18 protein-coding genes are annotated in these 20,262 nt (G+C 71.5%); 4 read left to right on the top strand and 14 right to left on the bottom strand.

The window, feature by feature from the left end; genetic code table 11:
• The first annotated feature begins 84 nt into the window (after positions 1-84).
• Positions 85-2,055 (top strand): DHH family phosphoesterase, encoded by a 1,971-nt coding sequence (locus tag ACOZ35_RS09685; protein WP_424013409.1) that lies wholly within the window; start codon positions 85-87, stop codon positions 2,053-2,055.
• A 37-nt stretch (positions 2,056-2,092) separates the two neighbouring features.
• On the opposite strand, the gene ACOZ35_RS09690 is transcribed toward ACOZ35_RS09685, so the two are convergent.
• The gene (locus tag ACOZ35_RS09690) at positions 2,093-3,853 is read right to left on the bottom strand and encodes a phospholipase D-like domain-containing protein (protein ID WP_424013410.1); all 1,761 of its coding nucleotides are present in this window, start codon (positions 3,851-3,853) and stop codon (positions 2,093-2,095) included.
• Positions 3,854-3,916: 63 nt separating this feature from the next.
• Complete coding sequence (locus ACOZ35_RS09695) at positions 3,917-5,359, bottom strand: HEAT repeat domain-containing protein (protein ID WP_424013411.1); 1,443 nt, start codon at positions 5,357-5,359, stop codon at positions 3,917-3,919.
• A 285-nt stretch (positions 5,360-5,644) separates the two neighbouring features.
• On the opposite strand from ACOZ35_RS09695, the gene ACOZ35_RS09700 reads away from it, so the two are divergent.
• Positions 5,645-7,111: an MATE family efflux transporter gene (locus ACOZ35_RS09700; protein WP_424013412.1), complete on the top strand. Its 1,467-nt coding sequence runs from the start codon at positions 5,645-5,647 to the stop codon at positions 7,109-7,111.
• A 24-nt stretch (positions 7,112-7,135) separates the two neighbouring features.
• Here ACOZ35_RS09700 and ACOZ35_RS09705 read toward each other — a convergent pair whose 3' ends face one another.
• The 4 genes from ACOZ35_RS09705 to ACOZ35_RS09720 all read right to left on the bottom strand — a co-directional run bounded on the left by ACOZ35_RS09705 (position 7,136) and on the right by ACOZ35_RS09720 (position 10,845).
• Entirely contained in the window at positions 7,136-7,729 is a 594-nt protein-coding gene (locus ACOZ35_RS09705) for a cysteine hydrolase family protein (protein WP_424013413.1), read from the bottom strand.
• Positions 7,722-8,600, bottom strand: coding sequence for a YqcI/YcgG family protein (locus ACOZ35_RS09710; protein ID WP_424013414.1), 879 nt, complete (start codon positions 8,598-8,600; stop codon positions 7,722-7,724). Before ACOZ35_RS09710 ends, ACOZ35_RS09705 begins: the two co-directional genes overlap by 8 nt.
• Before the next feature lie 491 nt (positions 8,601-9,091).
• Positions 9,092-10,576: a sodium:solute symporter family protein gene (locus tag ACOZ35_RS09715; RefSeq protein ID WP_424013415.1), complete on the bottom strand. Its 1,485-nt coding sequence runs from the start codon at positions 10,574-10,576 to the stop codon at positions 9,092-9,094.
• Positions 10,573-10,845, bottom strand: a complete 273-nt coding sequence (locus ACOZ35_RS09720) for a DUF3311 domain-containing protein (RefSeq protein WP_424013416.1) — start codon at positions 10,843-10,845, stop codon at positions 10,573-10,575. Before ACOZ35_RS09720 ends, ACOZ35_RS09715 begins: the two co-directional genes overlap by 4 nt.
• A 177-nt stretch (positions 10,846-11,022) precedes the next feature.
• Here ACOZ35_RS09720 and dnaG point away from each other — a divergent pair, with 177 nt between their 5' ends.
• On the top strand, positions 11,023-12,615 hold the full coding sequence (gene dnaG, locus ACOZ35_RS09725; protein WP_424013417.1) for a DNA primase DnaG: 1,593 nt from the start codon (positions 11,023-11,025) through the stop codon (positions 12,613-12,615).
• Positions 12,616-13,023: 408 nt separating this feature from the next.
• Here the strand turns inward: dnaG and ACOZ35_RS09730 are convergent, their stop codons facing one another.
• On the bottom strand, positions 13,024-14,034 hold the full coding sequence (locus ACOZ35_RS09730) for a prepilin peptidase (RefSeq protein WP_424013418.1): 1,011 nt from the start codon (positions 14,032-14,034) through the stop codon (positions 13,024-13,026).
• Between the two features lie 139 nt (positions 14,035-14,173).
• On the opposite strand from ACOZ35_RS09730, the gene ACOZ35_RS09735 reads away from it, so the two are divergent.
• On the top strand, positions 14,174-14,710 hold the full coding sequence (locus ACOZ35_RS09735) for an HPP family protein (protein ID WP_424013419.1): 537 nt from the start codon (positions 14,174-14,176) through the stop codon (positions 14,708-14,710).
• 5 nt (positions 14,711-14,715) lie between these two features.
• On the opposite strand, the gene ACOZ35_RS09740 is transcribed toward ACOZ35_RS09735, so the two are convergent.
• The 7 genes from ACOZ35_RS09740 to ACOZ35_RS09770 all read right to left on the bottom strand — a co-directional run bounded on the left by ACOZ35_RS09740 (position 14,716) and on the right by ACOZ35_RS09770 (position 20,003).
• The gene (locus ACOZ35_RS09740) at positions 14,716-16,011 is read right to left on the bottom strand and encodes a DUF6498-containing protein (protein ID WP_424013420.1); all 1,296 of its coding nucleotides are present in this window, start codon (positions 16,009-16,011) and stop codon (positions 14,716-14,718) included.
• Between the two features lie 100 nt (positions 16,012-16,111).
• Complete coding sequence (locus tag ACOZ35_RS09745) at positions 16,112-16,324, bottom strand: hypothetical protein (RefSeq protein ID WP_424013421.1); 213 nt, start codon at positions 16,322-16,324, stop codon at positions 16,112-16,114.
• Complete coding sequence (locus tag ACOZ35_RS09750; protein ID WP_424013422.1) at positions 16,321-17,382, bottom strand: N-acetyltransferase family protein; 1,062 nt, start codon at positions 17,380-17,382, stop codon at positions 16,321-16,323. Before ACOZ35_RS09750 ends, ACOZ35_RS09745 begins: the two co-directional genes overlap by 4 nt.
• The gene (gene gatD, locus ACOZ35_RS09755) at positions 17,379-18,674 is read right to left on the bottom strand and encodes a Glu-tRNA(Gln) amidotransferase subunit GatD (RefSeq protein ID WP_424013423.1); all 1,296 of its coding nucleotides are present in this window, start codon (positions 18,672-18,674) and stop codon (positions 17,379-17,381) included. Before gatD ends, ACOZ35_RS09750 begins: the two co-directional genes overlap by 4 nt.
• Before the next feature lie 163 nt (positions 18,675-18,837).
• The gene (locus ACOZ35_RS09760; protein WP_004597247.1) at positions 18,838-19,113 is read right to left on the bottom strand and encodes a PadR family transcriptional regulator; all 276 of its coding nucleotides are present in this window, start codon (positions 19,111-19,113) and stop codon (positions 18,838-18,840) included.
• A gap of 456 nt (positions 19,114-19,569) precedes the next feature.
• The gene (locus ACOZ35_RS09765) at positions 19,570-19,716 is read right to left on the bottom strand and encodes a hypothetical protein (protein ID WP_007345373.1); all 147 of its coding nucleotides are present in this window, start codon (positions 19,714-19,716) and stop codon (positions 19,570-19,572) included.
• Between the two features lie 62 nt (positions 19,717-19,778).
• Entirely contained in the window at positions 19,779-20,003 is a 225-nt protein-coding gene (locus ACOZ35_RS09770) for a hypothetical protein (protein WP_424013424.1), read from the bottom strand.
• Positions 20,004-20,262 lie beyond the last annotated feature (259 nt).

Genomic DNA, 20,262 nt, shown 5'->3' on the forward strand with positions numbered 1-20,262 from the left:
CTCCTCGCGCGTTACCGGGACGGCGTCCGGAGCCCCGAGCCCCGAGAGAACAGGCTTAACACCGGCCGTTCCCGAGGACTGTCCATGAGCGAAAACACCGCCGGGGATTCCGGCACGCGGGGCGATTCGAGCCCCGAACCCGACGCCGACGCGGCGGAGGGGACGGTCGAGGACCGGTCGGATCACGCGACCGACGACCGCCCGACCGTCTACGACCTGGCACCGGACTGCACTCTCGAAGACGCCGAGGTCGACGCCCTGTATCACGCCGAGGTCAACGGCGTCGTCGACTACGGCGTGTTCGTCGACCTCTCCGACGCCCTGAGCGGGCTCGTCCACGAGTCGAACCTCGACGGCGACTACGCCGTCGGCGACCGGCTGATCGTCCGGCTCACCGAAGTGAAGGAGAACGGCGACGTCGCGTTCGACGACGTCGACCCCGACGACTACCGCACCGAGACCGTCGCCCACGAGCCGGCGGTCTCGCGGGTCCGCGGCCTGACTCCCGGCGACGAGGTGACCGTCGAGGGCGAGGTCGTCCAGGCGAAACAGACGGGCGGCCCCACTATCTTCGCCGTTGCCGACGCCTCCGGCGTCCTCTCCTGTGCGGCCTTCGAGTCCGCCGGCGTCCGGGCGTACCCCGAGGTCGAGGTCGGCGACATGGTCCACGTCGCGGGGACGATCGAGAGCCGCGAGAACGCGCTCCAGCTCGAGGTCGACTCGCTGAAGCGGCTCCCCGACGATCGCGCCGCCGAGGCCCGCGAGCGCTTCGAGGCGGCCCTCGACGAGCGCGCCGAGCCCGCCGACGTCGACCCCCTCGTCGAGTGGGAGGCGTTCGAGCCGATCCACGAGGACCTCCGCGAGCTGGCGCGGCTGCTCCGCCGGACCGTCCTCGCCGGCCGCCCGATCCGCGTCCGCCACCACGCCGACGGCGACGGGATGTGCGCCGCGATCCCGGTCCAGCTCGCCGTCGAGAACCTGATCGAGGAGGTCCACGGTGACCCCGACTCGCCGCGCCACCTGTTCAAGCGGCTCCCGAGCAAGGCGCCCTACTACGAGATGGAGGACGTCACCCGCGACCTCAACTTCGCTCTGGAGGGCCGCGCCCGCCACGGGCAGAAGCTCCCGTTCCTCCTAATGTTAGACAACGGGTCGACCGAGGAGGACGTGCCGGCCTACGAGAACCTCGCGCACTACGACATCCCCATCGCAGCCGTCGACCACCACCACCCCGACCCCGAGGCGGTTGAGCCGCTGCTCGACGCCCACGTCAACCCCTACCTCCACGGCGAGGACTACCGGGTCACCACCGGGATGATGTGCGTCGAGCTCGCCCGCCTGATCGACCCGTCGCTCACCGAGGAGCTCGAACACGTGCCGGCGGTCGCCGGCCTCTCCGACCGCTCGAAGGCGGAGGCGATGGACGACTACGTCGCGCTCGCCGAGGGCGCCGGCTACGACGAGTCCGACCTCCTCGACATCGGCGAGGCGCTCGACTACGCCGCCCACTGGCTCCGCTACTCCGAAGGGAAGACGCTCGTCAACGACGCCCTCAACGTCGGCTGCGACGACGAGGAACGGCACGAGGAGCTCGTGGAATTCCTCTCCGAGCGCGCCGAGCGCGACGTGGAGCGCCAGCTCGACGCCGTCGACGACCACGTCGAACACGAGCGGCTCGCCTCGGGTGCGCACCTCTACCGGATCGACTTAGACGAGTACGCCCACCGGTTCACCTACCCCGCGCCGGGCAAGACCACCGGCGAGCTCCACGACACGAAGGTGAAAGAGACGGGCGACCCCGTCATCACCATCGGCTACGGCCCGGACTTCTGCGTGCTCCGCTCGGACGGCGTCCGGCTCGACATCCCGAACATGGTGACCGAGCTGAACGCGGAGCTGCCCGAGGCCGGCGTCTCCGGCGGCGGCCACCTCGTCGTCGGCTCCATCAAGTTCGTGAAGGGACGCCGGAGCGAAGTGATCGAGGCGCTCGTCGAGAAGATGGCGAGCGCGGAGATCGACGAGGCGCTCTCGTCGACGATCGCGCTCAACGACTGACCGCGACGGCGGCGACGACCCCGCACGGAACCGCTTTTCAGCCGAACGCGATCTCCCGTCGGGCGACGGCTCCGGCCCCCGCGAGCGCGACGCCGAACCCGCCGACGAAGGCGATCGGGAGCTGAATCCCGCCGCCGCGCCAGTCCGCCGCATACGCGCGAGCGTAGAAGTCCGCGACCGACTCGTTCTCTACCGCGAGCAGCACCTCGCGGTTGTTTGTCTCCGCGCTCGGGTTCCAGTTGAGGCTGCCGACGACCGCGGTGTCGTCGACGACGAGCCCCTTCGCGTGGACCTTCCCGAACCGCCCGCGCGGCTCGGCGAGGTCGACGGCGATCGGCTCGCCCGCGAGCCGCTTCGAGAGGTTCCGGTTCGCCTCCCGGTCGTACCACGCGTCCGAGAGCAGCAGGTGAACGTCGACGCCGCGGTCGGCCGCGCGCCGGAGCGCGCGGACGATCCGATCGTTCGGCCCCCCCACGCGTGGCACGACCGCGAGGACCCGCTCGTCGGCGGCGTCGATCCGCGCGACGATCCGGTCGGCGGCGTTGCCCGGGGCGGTCAGGACGGTCACGTTGGCCGCCGCGGGCTCCGCGGGCGCGTCGAACCGCGTCGGATAGGAGCCGTTCGCGCGCCCGCCGTCGTGGAACTCCGTGTCCTTGCGGAAGGCGCGCCACGACCGCGCGTCTCGGGCCTCGAAGTCGGCGCGGAACAGCGCCGCGAGGTCGTCCGCCGGGGTCTTGTCGCCGTCGACCCCGGCCGCCTCCGCGCTCCCGTTCTCGACGACGACGCCCCACCCGCGGTTGCTCCGCCCGCCCGTCCCCGACGGCTTCCAGTTCTCCGTGAGGACGACGGCGCGGTCGTCCGCGACCGCGTACTTGGGGTGGTGAAAGCGGAACCGCTCAACCTCGCCGTCGAGGATCCGGACCTCGACGCCGGCGGCCGTCAGCCGGTCGATCAGCGCCGCGCTCCGCGCCGAGAATCCGCCGACCGGCGACCCCTCCAGCAGCACGCGTACAGTGACTCCGCGGTCGGCAGCCGCGACGAGCGCCTCGACGACCCGCTCCGAGGTCAGCGTGTAGCCGGCGACGAACAGCCGCTCGTCCGCGGCCCGGAGTGGTTCGACCGGGACTCCCGGGCTGTCGGGGAGGACGAACGGCGTCACGGCCGCGTCCGCGGTCGACTCCGGCGAGCGGGGCTCGTAGCCGCGGGGACGCCACTCGCCCCACGAGGCGCGCCAGCGGTACCCCTCGCGAGCGCGGTCGTAGGCGACGACGTCGACCGCCGTCCCGTTCCGGCGGAGTTCGATCCGGTCGCCCGACGCCGACAGCGGGAAGTAGTCGGTCAGGCGGCGAATCTGCCGCCGGTCCGCGACCGCGGCGGCCGTCCCCGAGTCGCCGGCGAGGATCGAGGCGGTCCGGTTCGGCTCGGTCGACAAGGTCACGGTCCCGCTGGCGTTCGCCGGAATCCGGGCGTCGTAGTAGCCGTCGGAGAGCGACCAGTTCCCGCGCTCGGGGAGGGAGACGACGAGGTACTCGCCGCGGTTCTCCGCGGTCGTCGGGTTCGGGTACAGCCCGACGATCCGGGGCTCGCGGTCGGCGGCGGCGGAGTCGTTCGCCGCGGTGGGCTCAACCTCGTCGGTCGGGGCGGCGGCAGCGTCGACCGGGGCGGCGGCAGCGTCGACCGGGGCGGCGGCGCCGACCGGGGCGGCCGCGGCCGGAAGCGAGCCGGCGACACTCGCCGCGGCGACGAGTAAGAGGAGCGCGGCGACGCGAGACCGGCGGCTCGGACGGCGGGGTGACACGGCGAGCGTGGCGCCGGTATCGGGTAAAAGGGTTCGCGACCGCTGCGGGGAGAGGAGTGCGCCTCAGGCCGTCGGCGCGGGCTCGGCCTCGTCGAGCGCCTGCTGCGCCTTCTCGCCCTCCGTCGAGACGACGAAGGAGCGCTCGTCGGCGTACTCGGCGACCGGTTCGAGCGCCTCGCGGGTCCCGATCTGGCGGAGCGCCCAGCCAGCGGCCGCGCGGACGTCGTCCGAGGGGTCGTCTTTGAGCGCGTCGGCAAGGGGATCGACAGCGCGGGCGTCGCCGATCAGGCCCAGCGCGCGGGCAGCGTGCGGGCGGACGAGGTCGTCGGTGTCGGCGTCGGGGTCGAGCTGGTTCGCGAGCGGCTGGACGGCCTCCGCCGCGCCGATCTCGCCGAGCGCCTTGAAGACGGCCTTCTGGAGCTGCGGGTTCGACTCCTCGGGGACGTACTCGACGAGGGTGTCGGTCGCCTCCTCGGCCGCCATCTTCCCGAGGATCCGGATCGCGGGGCGGTCGCGCTTCTCGGCGCGGCCGAGGATCTCCTCGACGGACGCCTCGGTCTTGCCGCGCTTGCCCATCCGTTCGAACGCCTCCAGGCAGTGGCGCTCCATGAACTCGGACTGCAGCGAGTCGAGCGCGAGCAGGATCATGTCGACGTTCCCCTGCGCCTCGTGCTCCTTCAGCGCGGCCCACTCGACCGGGAAGTCCTTGTAGTGGCCGAGCACGTCGTAGTACCCCTGCGCGCGGAGCTGCTCGTGGGTCTCGAGGTCGTCCCACTCCTCGGCGTCGTCGAGGTCGGCCTCCAGGTCGTCGGTCGCCGCCAGCAGCGCGGCGATCACGTCCGCGTCCTCGTCGGCGTCGAAGCCGGGCTCGGCGACCGCCGCGGCGACGGCGTCGAGCGCCGCGGTGAGCTGGTCGACGGGGATCGGCTCCGCGGCGGCGGTCTCCTCGCCGTCCGCGGCCTCGTCGAGCAGCGCCTCGGGATCCTCGTCGGCCTCGTCGAGGGCGTCGGGTGCCGCGTCGTCGATCGCGTCGGCGGCCTCACCGACGAACGACGTGACGGCGGCCGCGGCGTCGTCGTGCCCGTCCTCGGTCCACTCGGTCTCCTCGACCCGCCCGGCGGCGGTCTCGATCGCGTCGACGACGTCCTCGCCGTAGGGGCCGCGGGCCTCCTCGACGCCCTCGCGGAGCTCCGCGACGCGATCCACGAGGTCGCCGCGGGGGTCGTCGGCGTCCTCGTCGTCCTCGTCCGGCTCGGGGAGGTCCGCCTCCTCGATACCGGTCTCGGCGTCGTCCAAGAGCGCCTCGACGTCGTCGAGGTCGGCCTCCGTCTCGGCGTCCTCCAAGCGGTCGGCGATCTCGTCGAGGTACTCGTTCAGGGACTCCTCGGTCGCGTCATCGGGGAGCGTCGGGGCGGCCGTCTCCGTCTGCTCGCCGGCGTCCCCGCCGTCGTCCGCGGCGTCGGCCTCCTCGGAGGCGTCGGCCGGGTCGTCGTCGCCGTTGCTCATATACCACGAACTCCGTGTGTAGTCCATTAAGAGGTTTCCCTTCGCGGCGGCGCGGCGACGGCCGGAGGCGGCCGGATCCCGGCGACGCCCGGAGGCGGCCGGATCCCGGCGACATCCGGAGGCGTCCGGATCGCGCCGCCGTCGACGCGGGCGACGAGGACGACGCCGGCCCGGTCGGGCAGGGACCGCCGGCGCGGCCCTTGGGGGTCCGGCGGATGGTCGGCGCGACGAGCATTTCACCACCAGTATACTTTTAATTTCTCAACACTACGTCGAAACGATTCGATGCTGGACGTCGACCGCGAGGCGATCACTGACGGGCCGGTCGGGCGCGTGTTGCTCGTCCTCGCCGCGCCGCTCGTCGCGCAGAACGTCGTGTACGTCGCCAACGCGCTGGTCGACACGTTCTGGCTCGGGCGGGTCGGCGAGGACGCGGTCGCCGCCGTCGGGCTCAGCCTCCCGGTCCAGTCGCTGCTCGGCGCGACGGTCGTGGTCGGTGCGGTCGGGACCCAAATACTCGTCGCGCAGCGCGCCGGCGACGAGGACGAGGCGGGCGCGCGCCGCGTCGCGGTCAACGGCGCGCTCGTCGCGCTCGCGGTCACCGCGGCGGTCGCGATCCCCGTGGTCGTCTACGCCGAGGAGGTCGTGGCGCTACTGGGGGCGGATCCGGCGCTCGCCGGGACGACTGCCACGTACCTCGCGATCGTGATCGCCGTCCTCCCGGTCGGCGCGGTCGGCGACACCGTCGAGAACTGCTTCACGGCGTACGGGGACACGCGCGCGGTGTTCCACGTGAGCCTCGTGGGCGTCCTCGTCAACCTCGTCGCCGCCCCGGTGCTCATCTTCGGGGTCGGTCCCGTCCCCCGCCTCGGCGTCGCCGGCGCCGCGCTCGGCACCGCGCTCGCGGGTGTCGCCGGCCTCCTGTGGATCCTCGGGTACGCCGCGGGAATCGGCCGCGACACCTTCCGGCTCACCCGTGAGGCGTTCGCGTTCGACCCCGCGACCGTCCGCGAGGTCGTCGCGGTCGGCCTCCCGCTCGGCGGCCAGCGCGGCGTGAGCGAGCTGGTTCGCGTCCTCGTCGTCGGCCTCGTGGCGATCGCCGGCGGCGCGGCGGGCGTCGCGGCGTACACGGTCGGCGCCCGGGTCGCGACGCTCGCAGTCGTCCCGGCACTCGGGGTACAGCAGGCCGCCCAGTCGATGATCGGGCAGAACCTCGGCGCAGACGCCCCCGCACGGGCCCGCCGGACGACCACGGTTGGCACCGGGATGATCGTCGCCGGGTTACTCGCGCTGGGCGCCGTCCAGTTCCTCTTTGCGGGCGAGATCGCGGACCTGCTCGCGCCGGAGCTCACCGCCGACGGGCGGGGCCTCGCGGTCACGTACCTCCGGCTCCTCGGCGCCTCCTACTGGGCGCTCGGCGGCACGTACACCCTCCTGGCGGGGTTCAACGGCGCCTCCCGCACCCGGACTTCCCTCGTCGCCGACCTGATCAAGTACTGGGCGGTCCGGTTCCCGATCGCGGTGGCGGCCGTCCCGGTCGCGACGACGTTCGGCGCGTTCGGCGTCACCGTGACGCCGGGGCTGGGGTGGGGCGTCGAGGCCGTCTTCTGGGCGGTCGCGGCCTCGAACGTCGTCGGCTTCCTCGGACTGGGCGGCTACTTCCTGTACACGACGCGGCGCGGGATGTTCGCGAACGCCGCCGAGCGCGCGAGCGGCGGGAACGCGGAGGCCGCGGACGCCGCCGACGACTGAGCGGGGGCGACGGCGGGACCCCCGTCAGTCCGCGAGTAGGTCGGCGCTCTCGACGATCGTCGCGAACTCGCCGTCCAAGTGCGCGAGCGCGACGCGGTGGGAGGTCTCCGGGTCGATCCGCTCGCCGTCGGGCGCCTCGCGGGCGTGCGTCGCGGTCGCGTCGGCGACCACGCGGACGTCGTAGCCGCGGTTCTCGGCCTCGCGCGTTGTCGTCGAGACACAGTGGTCGGTCGTCAGCCCGCAGACGACGAGCGACTCGTGGCCCGCCTCGCGGAGCCACTCGTCGAGCCCCGAGTCGAGGAACGCGCCGTTGACCGACTTCTCGAAGGTCGGCTCCCCGTCGACGGGCGCCGTCTCCGGCTTCCAAGCGAAGCCGGGGGCGTCCGAGCGTAAGGGGGAATCCGGCTCCGTCGAGGCGTGGCGGACGTGCGCGACCGGTCGGTCGGCCGCGCGCCAGCGGACGAGGAGCGCGGCCGCGACCGCCTCGGCGTCGGGGTTGTTGCGCTCGCCCCACCCCGGCTCGTCGAAGCCGGTCTGGAAGTCGACGAGGAGGAGGACGGCGCCGTCGGGGACGGTCGCGGCGCGCGCCGCGTCGTCGGTCGCCGGGTCGTCAGTCATCGCCGGGCCCCGCGGTGACGGGGGCGTCCGCGTCGAGCTCGCCCGCCTCGGCGTCGTCCGCGAACCGACGCCACGCCCCGGGTTCGAGCAGGGACTCGGGCGCCTTCGGGTGCTCGCGGGTCGGTTCGAGGGGACAGGCGTCGGGGCTGGCGTCGTCGTCCTCGCGGAAGAGGTACTGTCTCCACTCCCGGTCGCCTTCGGCGCCCCAGTCGCCGAGGTCTGCGTGGGGACAAACGCCGTCGTAGTCGCCCATGCGGTCGCGGATGGTCTCGCGGGCGCGCTCGCCGGCCTCGGTGTCGGCCGTGAGCCCCTCGAAGACGGTGCGGGGCTGGAAGGTGATCTCCAGGCCGACCGGCGAGTACCGGCTCTTCCGGTCGTCGTAGAAGGGCGCCCGCGAGGTCGGGAACAGCGCCTCGCCGCCGAAGCAGAACTCCCAGCGCGGCGTGTCGGGGTCGGTCGGAATGTCGTCTGGCCACGGCGCCGGGTCGTGGACGTGGAGGAACTCCAGCACGTGCCAGAGCCGCTCGTGATAGTGCGCCTCGCCGCGGTCGCCCGCCGGCGGCTTAAAAAAGACCGCGAGCGGCGCGCGGTCGGCGTGGTCCGGATACGTGTCGAGGTATTCGAGGAGCACGTCGCGCAGCCGGAGCAGCGCGGCGGGATCCGTCGTCGACTCGCAGGCGGCGTAGAGGAGGTCTCCCTCGCGCTCGACCTCGATGCCGAAGTAGCAGGGGAACGGCGACCCGTCGCGCTCGCCGAGCATCGACTCCCGGAAGGTGCGGTAGTGCTCCTGAAGCCACGGAGGCGCGTCGTCGAGCCGACCGCGGAGCGTCTCCTGGTCCAACAGCACGCCCTCGGTACCGGGCTCGTTCATACGCGCTGTGGGGGCGAGACGGTCTTTTGGCTTTCGCCGGCTTCGGCGCGGCGGGAACGGTTCGGCGACGCTATTTTCACCCGAAGAGTGCGGTGGCGCGTGCCGACGAGCGGCCGTAGGCCGCGATGTCGCACGCGCGAGGGAGTCGGGCGTGCCGAGGGCGACCGGAGGGAGCCCGAAGGACGCGCCCGACGAGGTTGGGGAGGTGTGAGGTGCTGTGCGGAGCGGTGCGGGGCGGGACTCAAAGGGGCAGCCGGGAGGCGGGCGCACGCTTGCTGCGCTCCTCACTCGGTCGCTCACTTCGTTCACTCCCTCGTTGCGGTGCTTGCGTCGCCTGCGCCCGCCTCCCGGCTGGGGCTTTGGCGGTGTTCGCCGCCGATTCGCGATCAGTCATTTATAAACGATCGACTGGAGTGGTGGCGATGTTCACCGCAGGTCCGTCAGCAGAGGGCTACGAACCGTGGGAGAATACCGCCCCAACGCAGCTCTGTTCAATCACTTACCACCGCGAACCGCGAGGCATCGCTCTCCTCGGTCGGGGCGGTGACCAGCGACACGCCGACCGTCAGCGCCCCCGACAGGAGCATCAGCCCGAGCGCCACGTCCCAGCCGCCGAGGACGGTCCGGGGGAGCGTCGGGACGGCGCCGACGACCGCCGAGAGCACCACCGCGAGGTACGCGACCTGCGGGACCGCGACGCCGGCGATCATCCCCGTGCGCGTCGTCCGGGGCCAGTAGAGCGCGCAGATCACGGGGAACGCGAGCAGCGCGAACCCGGAGAAGGCAGTGTCACCGACCTCGATCAGCGTCCCCGGGCGGAACAGGCTCGCGACGAACGCGAGCGTCGCGAACGCCGCCACGCCGATCCGCGCGATCCACGCCTCGCGCCGCTCGGAGGCGTTCGCGTCGACGAGCGGGCGGTACAGGTCACGGGTGAAGTACGACGACCCCGAGAGGAGCATCGAGTCCGACGAGGACATCATCGCGGCCATCGCGCCCGCGACGACGAGCGCGGCGAACCAGGCGGGCGCGTACTCGTTCAACACGACCGGCAGCACGTTCGCACCCTCCGGCACCTCGATCGGCATGCCGGCCGCCCACGCGCCGAGCATGAACGCGGGGAGGAACAGCAGGAGGACGAGGACGGGCCACAGCGCGAACGACCGCTTCAACACCTCGCCCGACTTCGCGACGAAGAACCGCTGGTTGATCTGCGGGAACATCGTCACCCCGAACGCGATGGTGATCGCCGTGGAGACGATGAACCCGACCGAGTACGTCCCCCCGCCGAAGCTCCCGAACTCAGGGCGCGCGGCCAACATCCCCTCGGTCGCGGCGCCGACGCCGCCGACTGCCGAGACGACCCACGCCGCGGCGACCCAGACGATAGAGAGCATGAACAGCCCCTGAAGGGTGTCCGTCCACGCGACCCCGCGGAGCCCCGCGACCGCGACGTAGAGGATCATGAACCCCGTGATGAGCGCCGCGCCGCCCCAGTAGGGGACCGCGCCGTCAGTGAGCCCCACGAGCGCCTCGCCGGCGCCCATCTGCTGGAGCATCACGTACGGAAACAGCCAGAGCAGGCTCACGCCCGCGACCAGCGCGCGCAGCCCGGTCGACCCGAACCGGTCGCCGAGCATCTCGCCGAGCGTCACGTAGCCGTTGCGGGCGCCGATCAGCCACTGTTTGTAGCCGATCACGTACCACAGCACGGCGAATAAGACGCCGTCTAGCGTCCCCATCACGATCAGCCACTCGGGGCCTGCCGCGTACGCGAGGTTCGGGCCGCCGAAGAAGGTGAACGCGGACAACAGGGTCGCAAACGTCGTGAACAGCAGCACGAGCGTCCCGATGGAGCGGCTCGCGAGGTAGTAGTCCTCGGCGGTCGTCTCCGAGACGCGGTACGCGACTAGGCCGAGCGCGAGCGCGACGACGAGGTAGCCGACGACGACGCCGAGCGAGACGCCGAGCGTCACCGGCGGTCACCCCCGGGCGATTTCGACGGATCGCGGCCGGCAGCAACGTCGTCGCCCGGCCGCCGCCCCATCCCGCGCTCCCACGCGCCGCTCCGGACGAACAGCGCGAACAGGGCGGCGCACAGCCCCAGCCACGCCACGTGCCACCAGATCCAGACCGGCAGCCCCGCGACGACGCGGTCGACACCCCACAGCGGCCACGGCACCGCGAACGCCACGAGTATCGCGAACGTCGGTATCCACACGAGATCGCTCCGAGAGCGCGTCATGTGGGATAATGATACGTCTATGAACACTAAGACTTATCGAATAAGTTCGAAGCTGTGTGTTGAAGAGATATTTTCTTCGACAACCCCCGCCGGAGGAGCGTGGCGATAGCTATTTTCCGCGAGGAACGCAACCATACACGGACGGGCGCTACCGCCCGACATCACCATTCACCACTCATGAAAGACACAGAAAAATACCTGATACACGCCACCATCGCGGCCGACGGCGTCGTCGAGCGGAGCGACGTCGTCGGGGCGGTGTTCGGGCAGACGGAGGGGTTACTCGGCGACGAGCTGGACCTCCGGGACCTCCAGGAGTCCTCGCGCGTCGGCCGGATCGACGTCTCCGTCGAGTCCGAGAACGGCCAGTCGTTCGGCGAGGTCACCGTCGCGTCGAGCCTGGACAAGGTCGAGACCGCCATCTTAGCGGCTGCGCTGGAAACCATCGATCGCATCGGCCCCTGTCACGCCTCGGTCGAGGTGACGAGCATCGAGGACGTGCGGGCGGCCAAGCGCCGCGAGGTCGTCGAGCGCGCGAAGGAGCTGATCGCCGGCGGCTTCGACGAGACGAGCCTCGCGAGCAGCGACGTGTTAGACGAGGTCCGCGACGCCGCCCGCGTCGAGGGCATCGTCGACTACCGGGGGCTCCCCGCCGGGCCGCGCGTCGGCGACTCCGACGCCGTCATCGTCGTCGAGGGGCGCGCGGACGTGCTGACGCTGCTCGACTGTGGGATCAAAAACGCTGTCGCGGTCGAGGGAACGAACGTCCCCGAGGCGGTCGCGGACCTGACCGCCGACCGGACCGTCACCGCCTTCCTCGACGGCGACCGCGGCGGGGAGCTCATCCTCCGCGAGCTCGCGCAGGTGGGCGAGGTCGACTACGTCGCGTTCGCACCGCCCGGCGAGTCCGTCGAGGACCTCGACCGCGACGCCGTCTTCGAGGCGCTCCGCGGGAAGGTCCCGTACGCGAGCCTCGCGGACGCCGCCGACCTCCGAGCCGCCGCCAGCGACGAGGAGATCGCCGACGGCGACGACCCCGGATCGGTCGCCCGCGTCGGCGACGGCGGGGCGGTCCCGGGCGACTCTTCCGAGGGAGATTCGGTAGGACCGTCGGCCCAGACGACCACGTCGCCTGAACTCGGGTCAGAGGAGGAGCCGTCCGAGTCGGAAGCGTCCGACACGACGGCCGAGACCGGCGATCCGCTCCCATCCGGCGGTGCGAGCGAAGCGCCGGAGCCGGAGTCGACGCCGACCGACGAGGACGAGACGCGGGCAAGCGTCGAGCCCGACGCAAACGGTGACGACGATTCCGGCGCGGACTCCGTCGGTGATACCGACGTCGAGCCGGTCGACAGGGCCGATGAAGCCAAACCCGAGCCGATCGACGACGGCGCCGAAGTCGACGTAGACGAGGCCGCCGAGGCGAAGGACGACGACGAGACCGACGACTCCGACGAGCCCGACGAACCGCAGTCGATGGCGGCGCACGTCGGCGAGGTCGTCGACGGGGCGACCGGCCGCGCGCGGCTCCTCGGCGACGAGTTCGACGTCCTGGACGAGGTCGACGCCGCGGACGCGTTCGACGCGGTCGAGGGCGCCGAGCCCGCGCCGCACGCCGTCGTCGTCGACGGGACCGTCGACCAGCGGCTGCTCGACGTCGCGGCCCAGCGCGGTGTCGGCGACCTGGTCGGCCGCGACCTCGGTGAGTTCGTGAAGCGCCCGGCCGGGACGCGGGTCCTCGCAGCGGACGACGTCTGGGCCGGAAGCTGACGAGACGATGCGGTCGGCGTCGTTTGTTTATAAGTAATTGACAGCAGAGTGGCGGCGAACGCTGCCACGTTGGCAGCCGCTCACTTATAAATAGGAGACTGCGGATCGTTGGAGAACGCCTCCAAAGCCCCAGCCGCGAGACGGGCGCACGCTCGCTGCGCTCCTCACTCGTTCGCTCCGCTCACTCGTTGCGGTGCTTACGTCGCCTGCGCCCGCCTCGCGACTGCCCCTTTGAATCCCACCCCGCACCGCTCCGCACCGCAACCTCACACCTCCCCAGCCTCGCGGTTCGCGCTCTTCGAGCGCTCACCGCGTCCCTCGCGCGTGCTGCTCGGCCGCAGAGCGGCCTCGCAGGCACGCGCCACCGCACCACCTCGTCTATTTATAAATCACGTCGTCGGTGTCAGCTCACACCAGCCCGAGCGCGCCGAGGAGCGCGAACAGCGCGTCGCCGAACGTCAACGAGACGATAAGCCCGAGAGTCATCGGGACGACGAACGGCATCCCGGGCGAGACCAGCACGCGGTCCTCGCGGGCGACGACGTCGAGACCGTCGCGGAGCGTCGCGGCGTCGGTGCCGTAGGCGCCGTGGTCGATGTCGTCGAGGAAGCGCTCGGCCGCCCAGGGGTCGTCGAAGTCGCGGTCGGCGTCGGCGGTCGTCTCCGCGTCGGCGTCCGCCTCCGCATCGACCGCGCGACCCCCGTCCGTCCGCGGGCCGACGTGGGTCCCCCCGTCGGTCGGGTCGAACGTCTCGCCGACCGAGTCGGGGTCGCGGAGCCCGTCGGGGTCCGCTCGCAGGTCCGCGAGCGCGAGGCCGCGCCAGCGGAGGTACATCCGGAGCGCGTCGAGGTCGAGACCGCCTCGGGAGGGGCCGTCCGGGTCCTCGAACACCCGCCCGTGGCGGTCCGGCAGCGAGTCGGTCGCGACCGGCCGCGCGAGGAACATGCTGGTAGAAACCTCCCCGCGGACGAGGTTGCTGACGGCGAGCCCGATAGGGTACGCGAGGCCGAGCAGGACCGCGTTCGTGAGGATCGTCAGCGAGAACACCCCGAGCTGGGTGTCCACGATCGGGAAGGCGAGCCCGGCGACCTCGTAGGCCGGGAACGTCGGGAAGACCAGCGCGAGCGCGATCATCGCCTTGGCGTCGGCGCCGCCGAACGCGCCGAGGTACCAGAAGGCGTAGCCGAGCGGCGCGACGAACAGCAGGCTGATCGCGGCCCGCACGAGAAAGATCCGGCCGTCGAACCCGGCGAACGGCCACAGCGAGACGGCCTCCCAGACCAAGAGCAGCGCGCCGAACAGGTACAGCGGCGGCCACAGCCGGTTCGGGAGGCGCCGGGTCCGGACGTCCCGGATCGCCGCCCACGCGAAGACCGGGACGACGAGCAGTCGGAGGAGGTCCGGCAGCGTCGCGAACATGTCTCCACGGGCGAGACGGGACCAATTAGGCGTTCGGGTTCGGCTATCGTGAGCGATATCGCCGACCCCCTCGCCCGGTCCGCGGTGTACCGCGTGCGATCCGCCGACCCTTTGTGAGTCGCCCGCCGACCGGGTCGCAATGCGCCGCCGCCTCGGGACGAGCCTCTACGCCGGGCTGCTGTTCACCGTCCTCGGCCTCGTCGCGTGGGCGACCGGCCAGCCGTTCGTCTTCCCGAGCCTCGGCCCCTCCGCGTTCGTTCTCGCGTTCGACCGGCGGAGCGAGCGGGAGCGCGCCGTCCGCGTGGTCGGGGGGCACCTTATCGGCGGGCTCGCCGGGCTGGCGGCGTGGACGTTCGTCGCGGACGGCGCGGCGCTCACGGCGACGCCGCCCGCCTTCTCGCCCGAGGGGTTCCGGCTGACCGCGAGCGCGGTCGCCTCGCTCGTGGCGACCAGCTGGGCGATGATCGCGACCGGGACGGTCCATCCACCGGCGTGCGCGACGACGCTCATCGTCTCGCTCGGCCTGCTCTCGACGCCCGCCGAGGTGGCGATTATCGTCGCGAGCGTGACCGTCCTCGTCGCCTTCCACGCAGCCGTCATCCTCGCGTTCAAGCGCCTCGTCGGGGACACGCACCCGCTGTACGGGCGAGATGAGGCGGACGACGCGGAGAGCTGACCGGTTCAGTCGTCCGTTCGGTCCGACCTCTCCGGCCGATCCGCTTCCCTGTCGAAGACGTCGAGGATCGGCTCGGGGTCGGCGAGCCCCGGGATCCGGTACTCGTCGTCGCGGAGCTCGATCACGACGGTCTCGGTGCCGAGCCGTCGGTCGAGTCGGCCCCGCTCCACCCGTAGGTCGGTCTCGTCCCACGGCTCAACGCGCCACAGCGCGGTGTCGAATAGCCGATCGTAGGCGACGAGCGCGTCGTCGCCGGCGCGGTACTCGACGAGCCCGTACCGGAGTTCGTGGTCGAGCGCGGCGAAGCCAAGCGGGAGCGCGACCGCGGCCGCGGCGAGGACGGCGGCCGTCGGCCAGTTGCCGCCAATCGCGAACACGGCCCCGGCGAGCGCACCGAGCCCGCCGAGGTACCAGAGTCCGGGGTGGCCGAGCGGCGTCGTCAGCGCTCCCGCGAGGCGAGCGCGGCGAGGCTGGCGGACCGTCTCGGCCGGTTCCACGAGGGAGCCGTCGACCGGTTCCGCCGGCGGCGGGTCGTACGAGAGGCCCAGGTCGAGCGCCGACGACTCGTCGAACGCCGCCAGCCGGTCGCCGTAGAGGCTCGCGAGGTCGAAGGCGAACTTCACCACGACGATCCCGAGCAAGAGGGGGAGACCGACCGCGTCGGGGTCGAGCGCGGAGAGCGGCGCGTCGCCGTTCAGCGTCGCTGCGCCGACGAGCGTCACCGTGATCAGCGCACCGAGGAAGATCGCCGCACCGCGGGCGAACACCCCCCGGATCGCCGTCTGCGCGCTGTGGTCGCGGTACTCGCCGCGGCCGAAGTACTCGACGAGCGTCGTCGCCCCCTCGCCGACGAAGAGGGCGAGGACCGCGAGCGTCACGGTGTCGAGCGCGGCCGGACGCAGTCCCCCGTCCGCGACGACACCGACCGTGAGCGCGCCGACGACCGCCCAGACGACCGCGAGGACCGGGACGACGAACGGGAGGACGAGCAGCGAGGAGAGCCGGATCCGAACGGCCGTCCGCGGGATCGACAGTCCGGCGCGTCGCTGCGCGAGCGGCCCGGAGATCAACATCTCGCGGTCGATCTCGGACGGCCGGCCGGCGAACAGCGCGCGGACCACGGCCCAGAAGGACGCGATCCCGAGCTCGAACCAGTACATCGCCATCAGCGCGGCCGCGTTCCAGCCGAGCGCGACCACGCCGACGAGCGGGAGCAGGGTGGCGATTGCGACCGAGAGCGCGCGCGGCCGGCGGCCGCGACCGAGCGCGCGAACCTTATCGGTCAGGGGGAGGGCGGGCATCCGCCGGTCGTTTCTGGTCGTCGCACATAAGCGGTCTGGGGCGGTCGGCACGGCACGATACCGGACCGATCCGTCCGGTTCGACGCGAAACGCGACCGATTCAGCGCGCCGGGCCGGCGTCGCGATGGAGGTACAGGTACGCCAACACCGGAAGGATGGTGAAGAGGAGCGTCGAGAGCGCCCAGAGGACCGCGTAGCGGCTCCCGCGAGCCTTCGCGTCGCGGTAGATCCACACCGCGGCGGCGACGACGACGCCGTAGATCACGAGCGTGAGCGGGAGCGACCACGGGAGGGCGACGCCGAAGAGGGTCACGGCCCACCGGTGAGGTCCGCGCACATCACGAAGTCGGGCTCGGCCGCGACCGACACGCGGTTCGCGGCGGCGTCGCTCACGTGCTCGACCGACTCGGGGATCAGCGCGCGGGCGCCGTCGGCGTCGGCCGCGGCGGCGTCGGCGGCGACCGCGTCGAACAGCGCGCCTGCCGCGTCGACGTCGCGCCACGCGGCGATCCCGTACGTTGCGGTCCGGGTGGTCTCGCCGTCGACCTCGCGCTCCGTCACGCGGGTCCGGACCGCGAAGCCGGCGAAGGCGTCGGCGTCGGCGACCGCGAGCAGCCGGTCCTCGGCGGCCGCGGTCGCGAGCCGCTCCCGGGTGAGCTGCGAGCAGGCCCACGACTCGTCGGGGTCGAGCGCGAGGCCGCGCAGGTGGTCGCGGGCGTCGCTGTCGTTCCAGAACGCCCACGCCGCGTCCGGGTCGGGGTCGTCGAGGGCGTCGAAGCCAACGTCCCCGTCGTCGACCGCGTCCGCGTCGGGTTCCGGCTCCGCGAACCGGAACTCGGTTTCCGGTTCGAAGCCGACCGCGCGCGACTGGCCGAGCCCCATGACGTTCCACGAGAACACCATGTTGCGGCAGACGGTCGCGCCGCGCTCGCGCGCCCAGTCGAGCGCGGCGCGCGAGAGCGCGGTGCCGACGCCGTGGCCGCGCGCCGCGGGGTCGACGCGGATCCCCTGTCCCCATGCTTCCCACTCAGAGAGCAGGACACCTTGGATACAGCCGACGACCGCCTCGGGATCGCCCGCGTCGGCGGCGCCGTCGCCCTCGCCCTCTACGTGCGTGTCGCCCGGTTCGCGGTCGTCGAGGCCGGCGGGGTCGGCGGCTTCCGGGGGGAGCGTCGCGACGAAGGTGCCGCGTTTCGGGTCGTCGGACTCGGCCCAGTCGGGGAACACCCGTGGGATGTAGTCGTCGTGGCGCTCGCCCCACGTGTCCCGCGTGAACGCCGCGACCGCGTCGGCGTCGGCGGGGCGCGCCTCGCGGACGACGGGGGCGGGCGCCGAGTCGGCGTCGGGTGCCGGCCCCTCCGATCCCGTCATCGCCAGGGCTGCGACTCCTCGGTCAGTTCGCCCGCGAGGTCGCGGCCCATCGCCTCGGCGGGGTCCGAGCGGTTCGCGAGCGCCCACATCAGCTTCACCTTCGCGGTGCCGGGGAGGGTGTCGCCGGCCTCGACGACGCCCGCGTCGAGCAGGTCGCGGCCGGTGTCGTACACGCGGTCGCAGACCCGCCCGTCGAGGCACTGGCTCGTCATCGCGACGACGGCCCCGCCCTCGACGAGCTCCTCGATCCGCGGGATGAGGTCGGTGTGGACGTGGCCGAGCCCGGTACCCTCGATCACGACGCCGTCCTTGTCGTCGAGGTAGTCCCACGCGGCCGGGTCCATCCCGGGCGTGAACTTGACGAGTTCGACGTCGCCGTCGAGGTCGGGCGCGAGGTCGACCGATTGCTCCGCGCTCCCGCGCGGGAGCGGCTCGCGGTTCCACTCGATCGCGGCGTTGGCGGCGTCGCCCTCGGCGCCCGCCTCGGCGGCGGCCTCGTAGTCGATCAGTCCGAGGGGCGCGGTGCCGACCGTCTCGAAGGCGTCCCGGCGAGAGGTGTGGTTCTTGCGGACGCGCGTGCCGCGGTGGAGCGCGCAGGCGTCGTCGGAGGGGCTCGCGTGCATACAGACGAGCGTCTCGGCGTGGTCGGCCTTCGCGGCCTCGACGGCGCACACCGCGTTCATCACGTTGTCGGAGGAGGGGCGGTCCGCGGAGCGCTGGCTCCCGGTGAACACGATCGGGACGGGAGAGTCGAGCATAAAGGAGAGCGCGGACGCGGAGTACTGCATCGTGTCGGTGCCGTGCATCACGACGACGCCGTCGGCGCCCGCCTCGATCTCTTCGGCGACCGCGTCGGCGAGGTCGCGCCAGATGGACGGCTCCATGTTCTCCGAGAGGATGTTCGCGACGACGCGGCCGCGGTAGTTCGCGCGCCCGGCGAGCTCGGGGACGGCCCGGAGGACGTCCTCCGCGTCGAACTGGGCCGTGACCGCGCCGGTCCGGTAGTCGACGGTCGAGGCGATGGTCCCGCCCGTCGAAATGAGCGAGACGGTGGGCAGGTCCTCGTCGAAGGTGATCTCCGAGGCGGCGTCGCCGTCGTCGTCGTCGGCCGCGGGGTCGACCTCGCGGACGCCGGACTCCAGCACCTCGACGTCGGCTTCCTCGCGGTCGATACCGACGTTGTAGCCGCCGTCGAGCTTGACGACGAGGTGGTCGCGCGTCGTGGAGGGGAGCAGTACGCCCTCGTTGGTGACGCCCCCGCGCTCGACGCGGACGCGATCTCCCGGTTGCATACGACCGGGTTCCGCCGGGGCGGACTTGAATCCAACCGTTCGCGGCGGCGCGCGCGGCGCTCCGCCGGAAGTCGACACGGAGGTGGTTCGGGTGAGAAGAGGAGTGCGGAAGTGAGGGAGGGCGGCGGCTATCGGTCGATCGCGGGAGCGACGGGCGGCCGGGTCAGTGTTCGATGTACTCGGCTTCCCAGTCGGTCCGGGCCTCGATCTCGCGGCGCCCGCGGCGGGTCAGCGTGTAGTAGTTGGTGCGGCGGTCGCGCTGGCCCTTCTCGACGAGCCCCTTCTCGACGAGCGTGTCGAGGTTGGGGTAGAGGCGGCCGTGGTGGATCTCCTTCTCGTAGTACTCTTCGAGCTCCTCTTTGATGGCCAGCCCGTGCGGCTCGTCGAGCCCCGCGATCACGTAAAGCAGGTCACGCTGAAAACCTGTGAGGTCGTACATACAACTGACTGTACATACCTGTCGAGAATAAATAAATATACCGTTATATTAGTCCTCGTACGACCACGCGCCGTCCCCTACGCCCCCGTAACAGACGCCTCCGTTCTGTCAGTTCCGTAACTCGCACGCGAGGCGGGTCAGGTCTCCGCGGCCGGGCGTCGTTTTCGGCGTCTGATACGTGTGCGGATGCGAGGACATGCGGCTCGACGGTCGGGATCGCGGGAATCGGGAACGTGAGAATCCGGATCGTGGGAATGGAGATCGTAGAAAGCGCGTTCGCTCGGGCGTGACACGACAAGCGGGACGCTACGTGGTTGAGTGTCGGAAGAAGGCACGCCCGACGCGGAAAAAAGCCGCGTCAGGCCTGCCGATTGGTCCCCGCTGACGCTTCGGCCCTCCAGACGAAGCGTCACCCGACTGTACACCGTAGAGAGTGATAAACGTGTCGTACGTCGCTCACATGTGTTCCTCTTCTAACACCCACCCGAGCGCGCGCTTGTAGTGGGTGAACAGCTCCTCGACGCCGCGGTGGTTCATCTCCTCGTCGTCCAGCTGTTCGCGGAGGAACTCGTACTGCTCTCTGACCTCCTCTTCGGAGCGCATGCGAAGCGATACGGAGCCGTCTCGGATAGTGTTGTGGCCGAGGGGATCCGGGCGGTCGAGGGTTATCGGTACCAGGCGACGAGAGGCCCGGCTATCAGCAGCACGCCGACGGCGGTCAGTAGTCCACCGAGGCGCGGCGACCCGTTGAGCGTCGTCATCTCAAGAAGCATCGTCACGCCGGTCATCGTCGTCAGGGCACCGGTTACCAGAAATATGGCGCCCCACACGACATCGGGGACCAGTTTGGCGATCTCGCTGATGACTACGTCGAATATCTCGTCGAGCATGGGGACCAGCCGTGTGCCGTCGACGAATCCGCCGAGCAAAATACTGTCGACGGGCGGCGGCGATAGGTGATTTCAGTACCGAATCCCGGCAGAATCTCAGCCAGTTGTTTATAAGCAAGTTATAGTGGATCGGCGGCGAGCACCTCCAAAGCCCCAGCCGCTCGGCAGTACGTATCTGGCTCTCGAACAGCGGAGAACACTTCCAAAGCCCCAGCCGCTCGGCAGTACGTATCTGACTCTCGAACAGCGGAGAACACTT

The organism is Halorubrum xinjiangense (assembly GCF_049604745.1).
GTDB lineage: Archaea > Halobacteriota > Halobacteria > Halobacteriales > Haloferacaceae > Halorubrum > Halorubrum xinjiangense_A.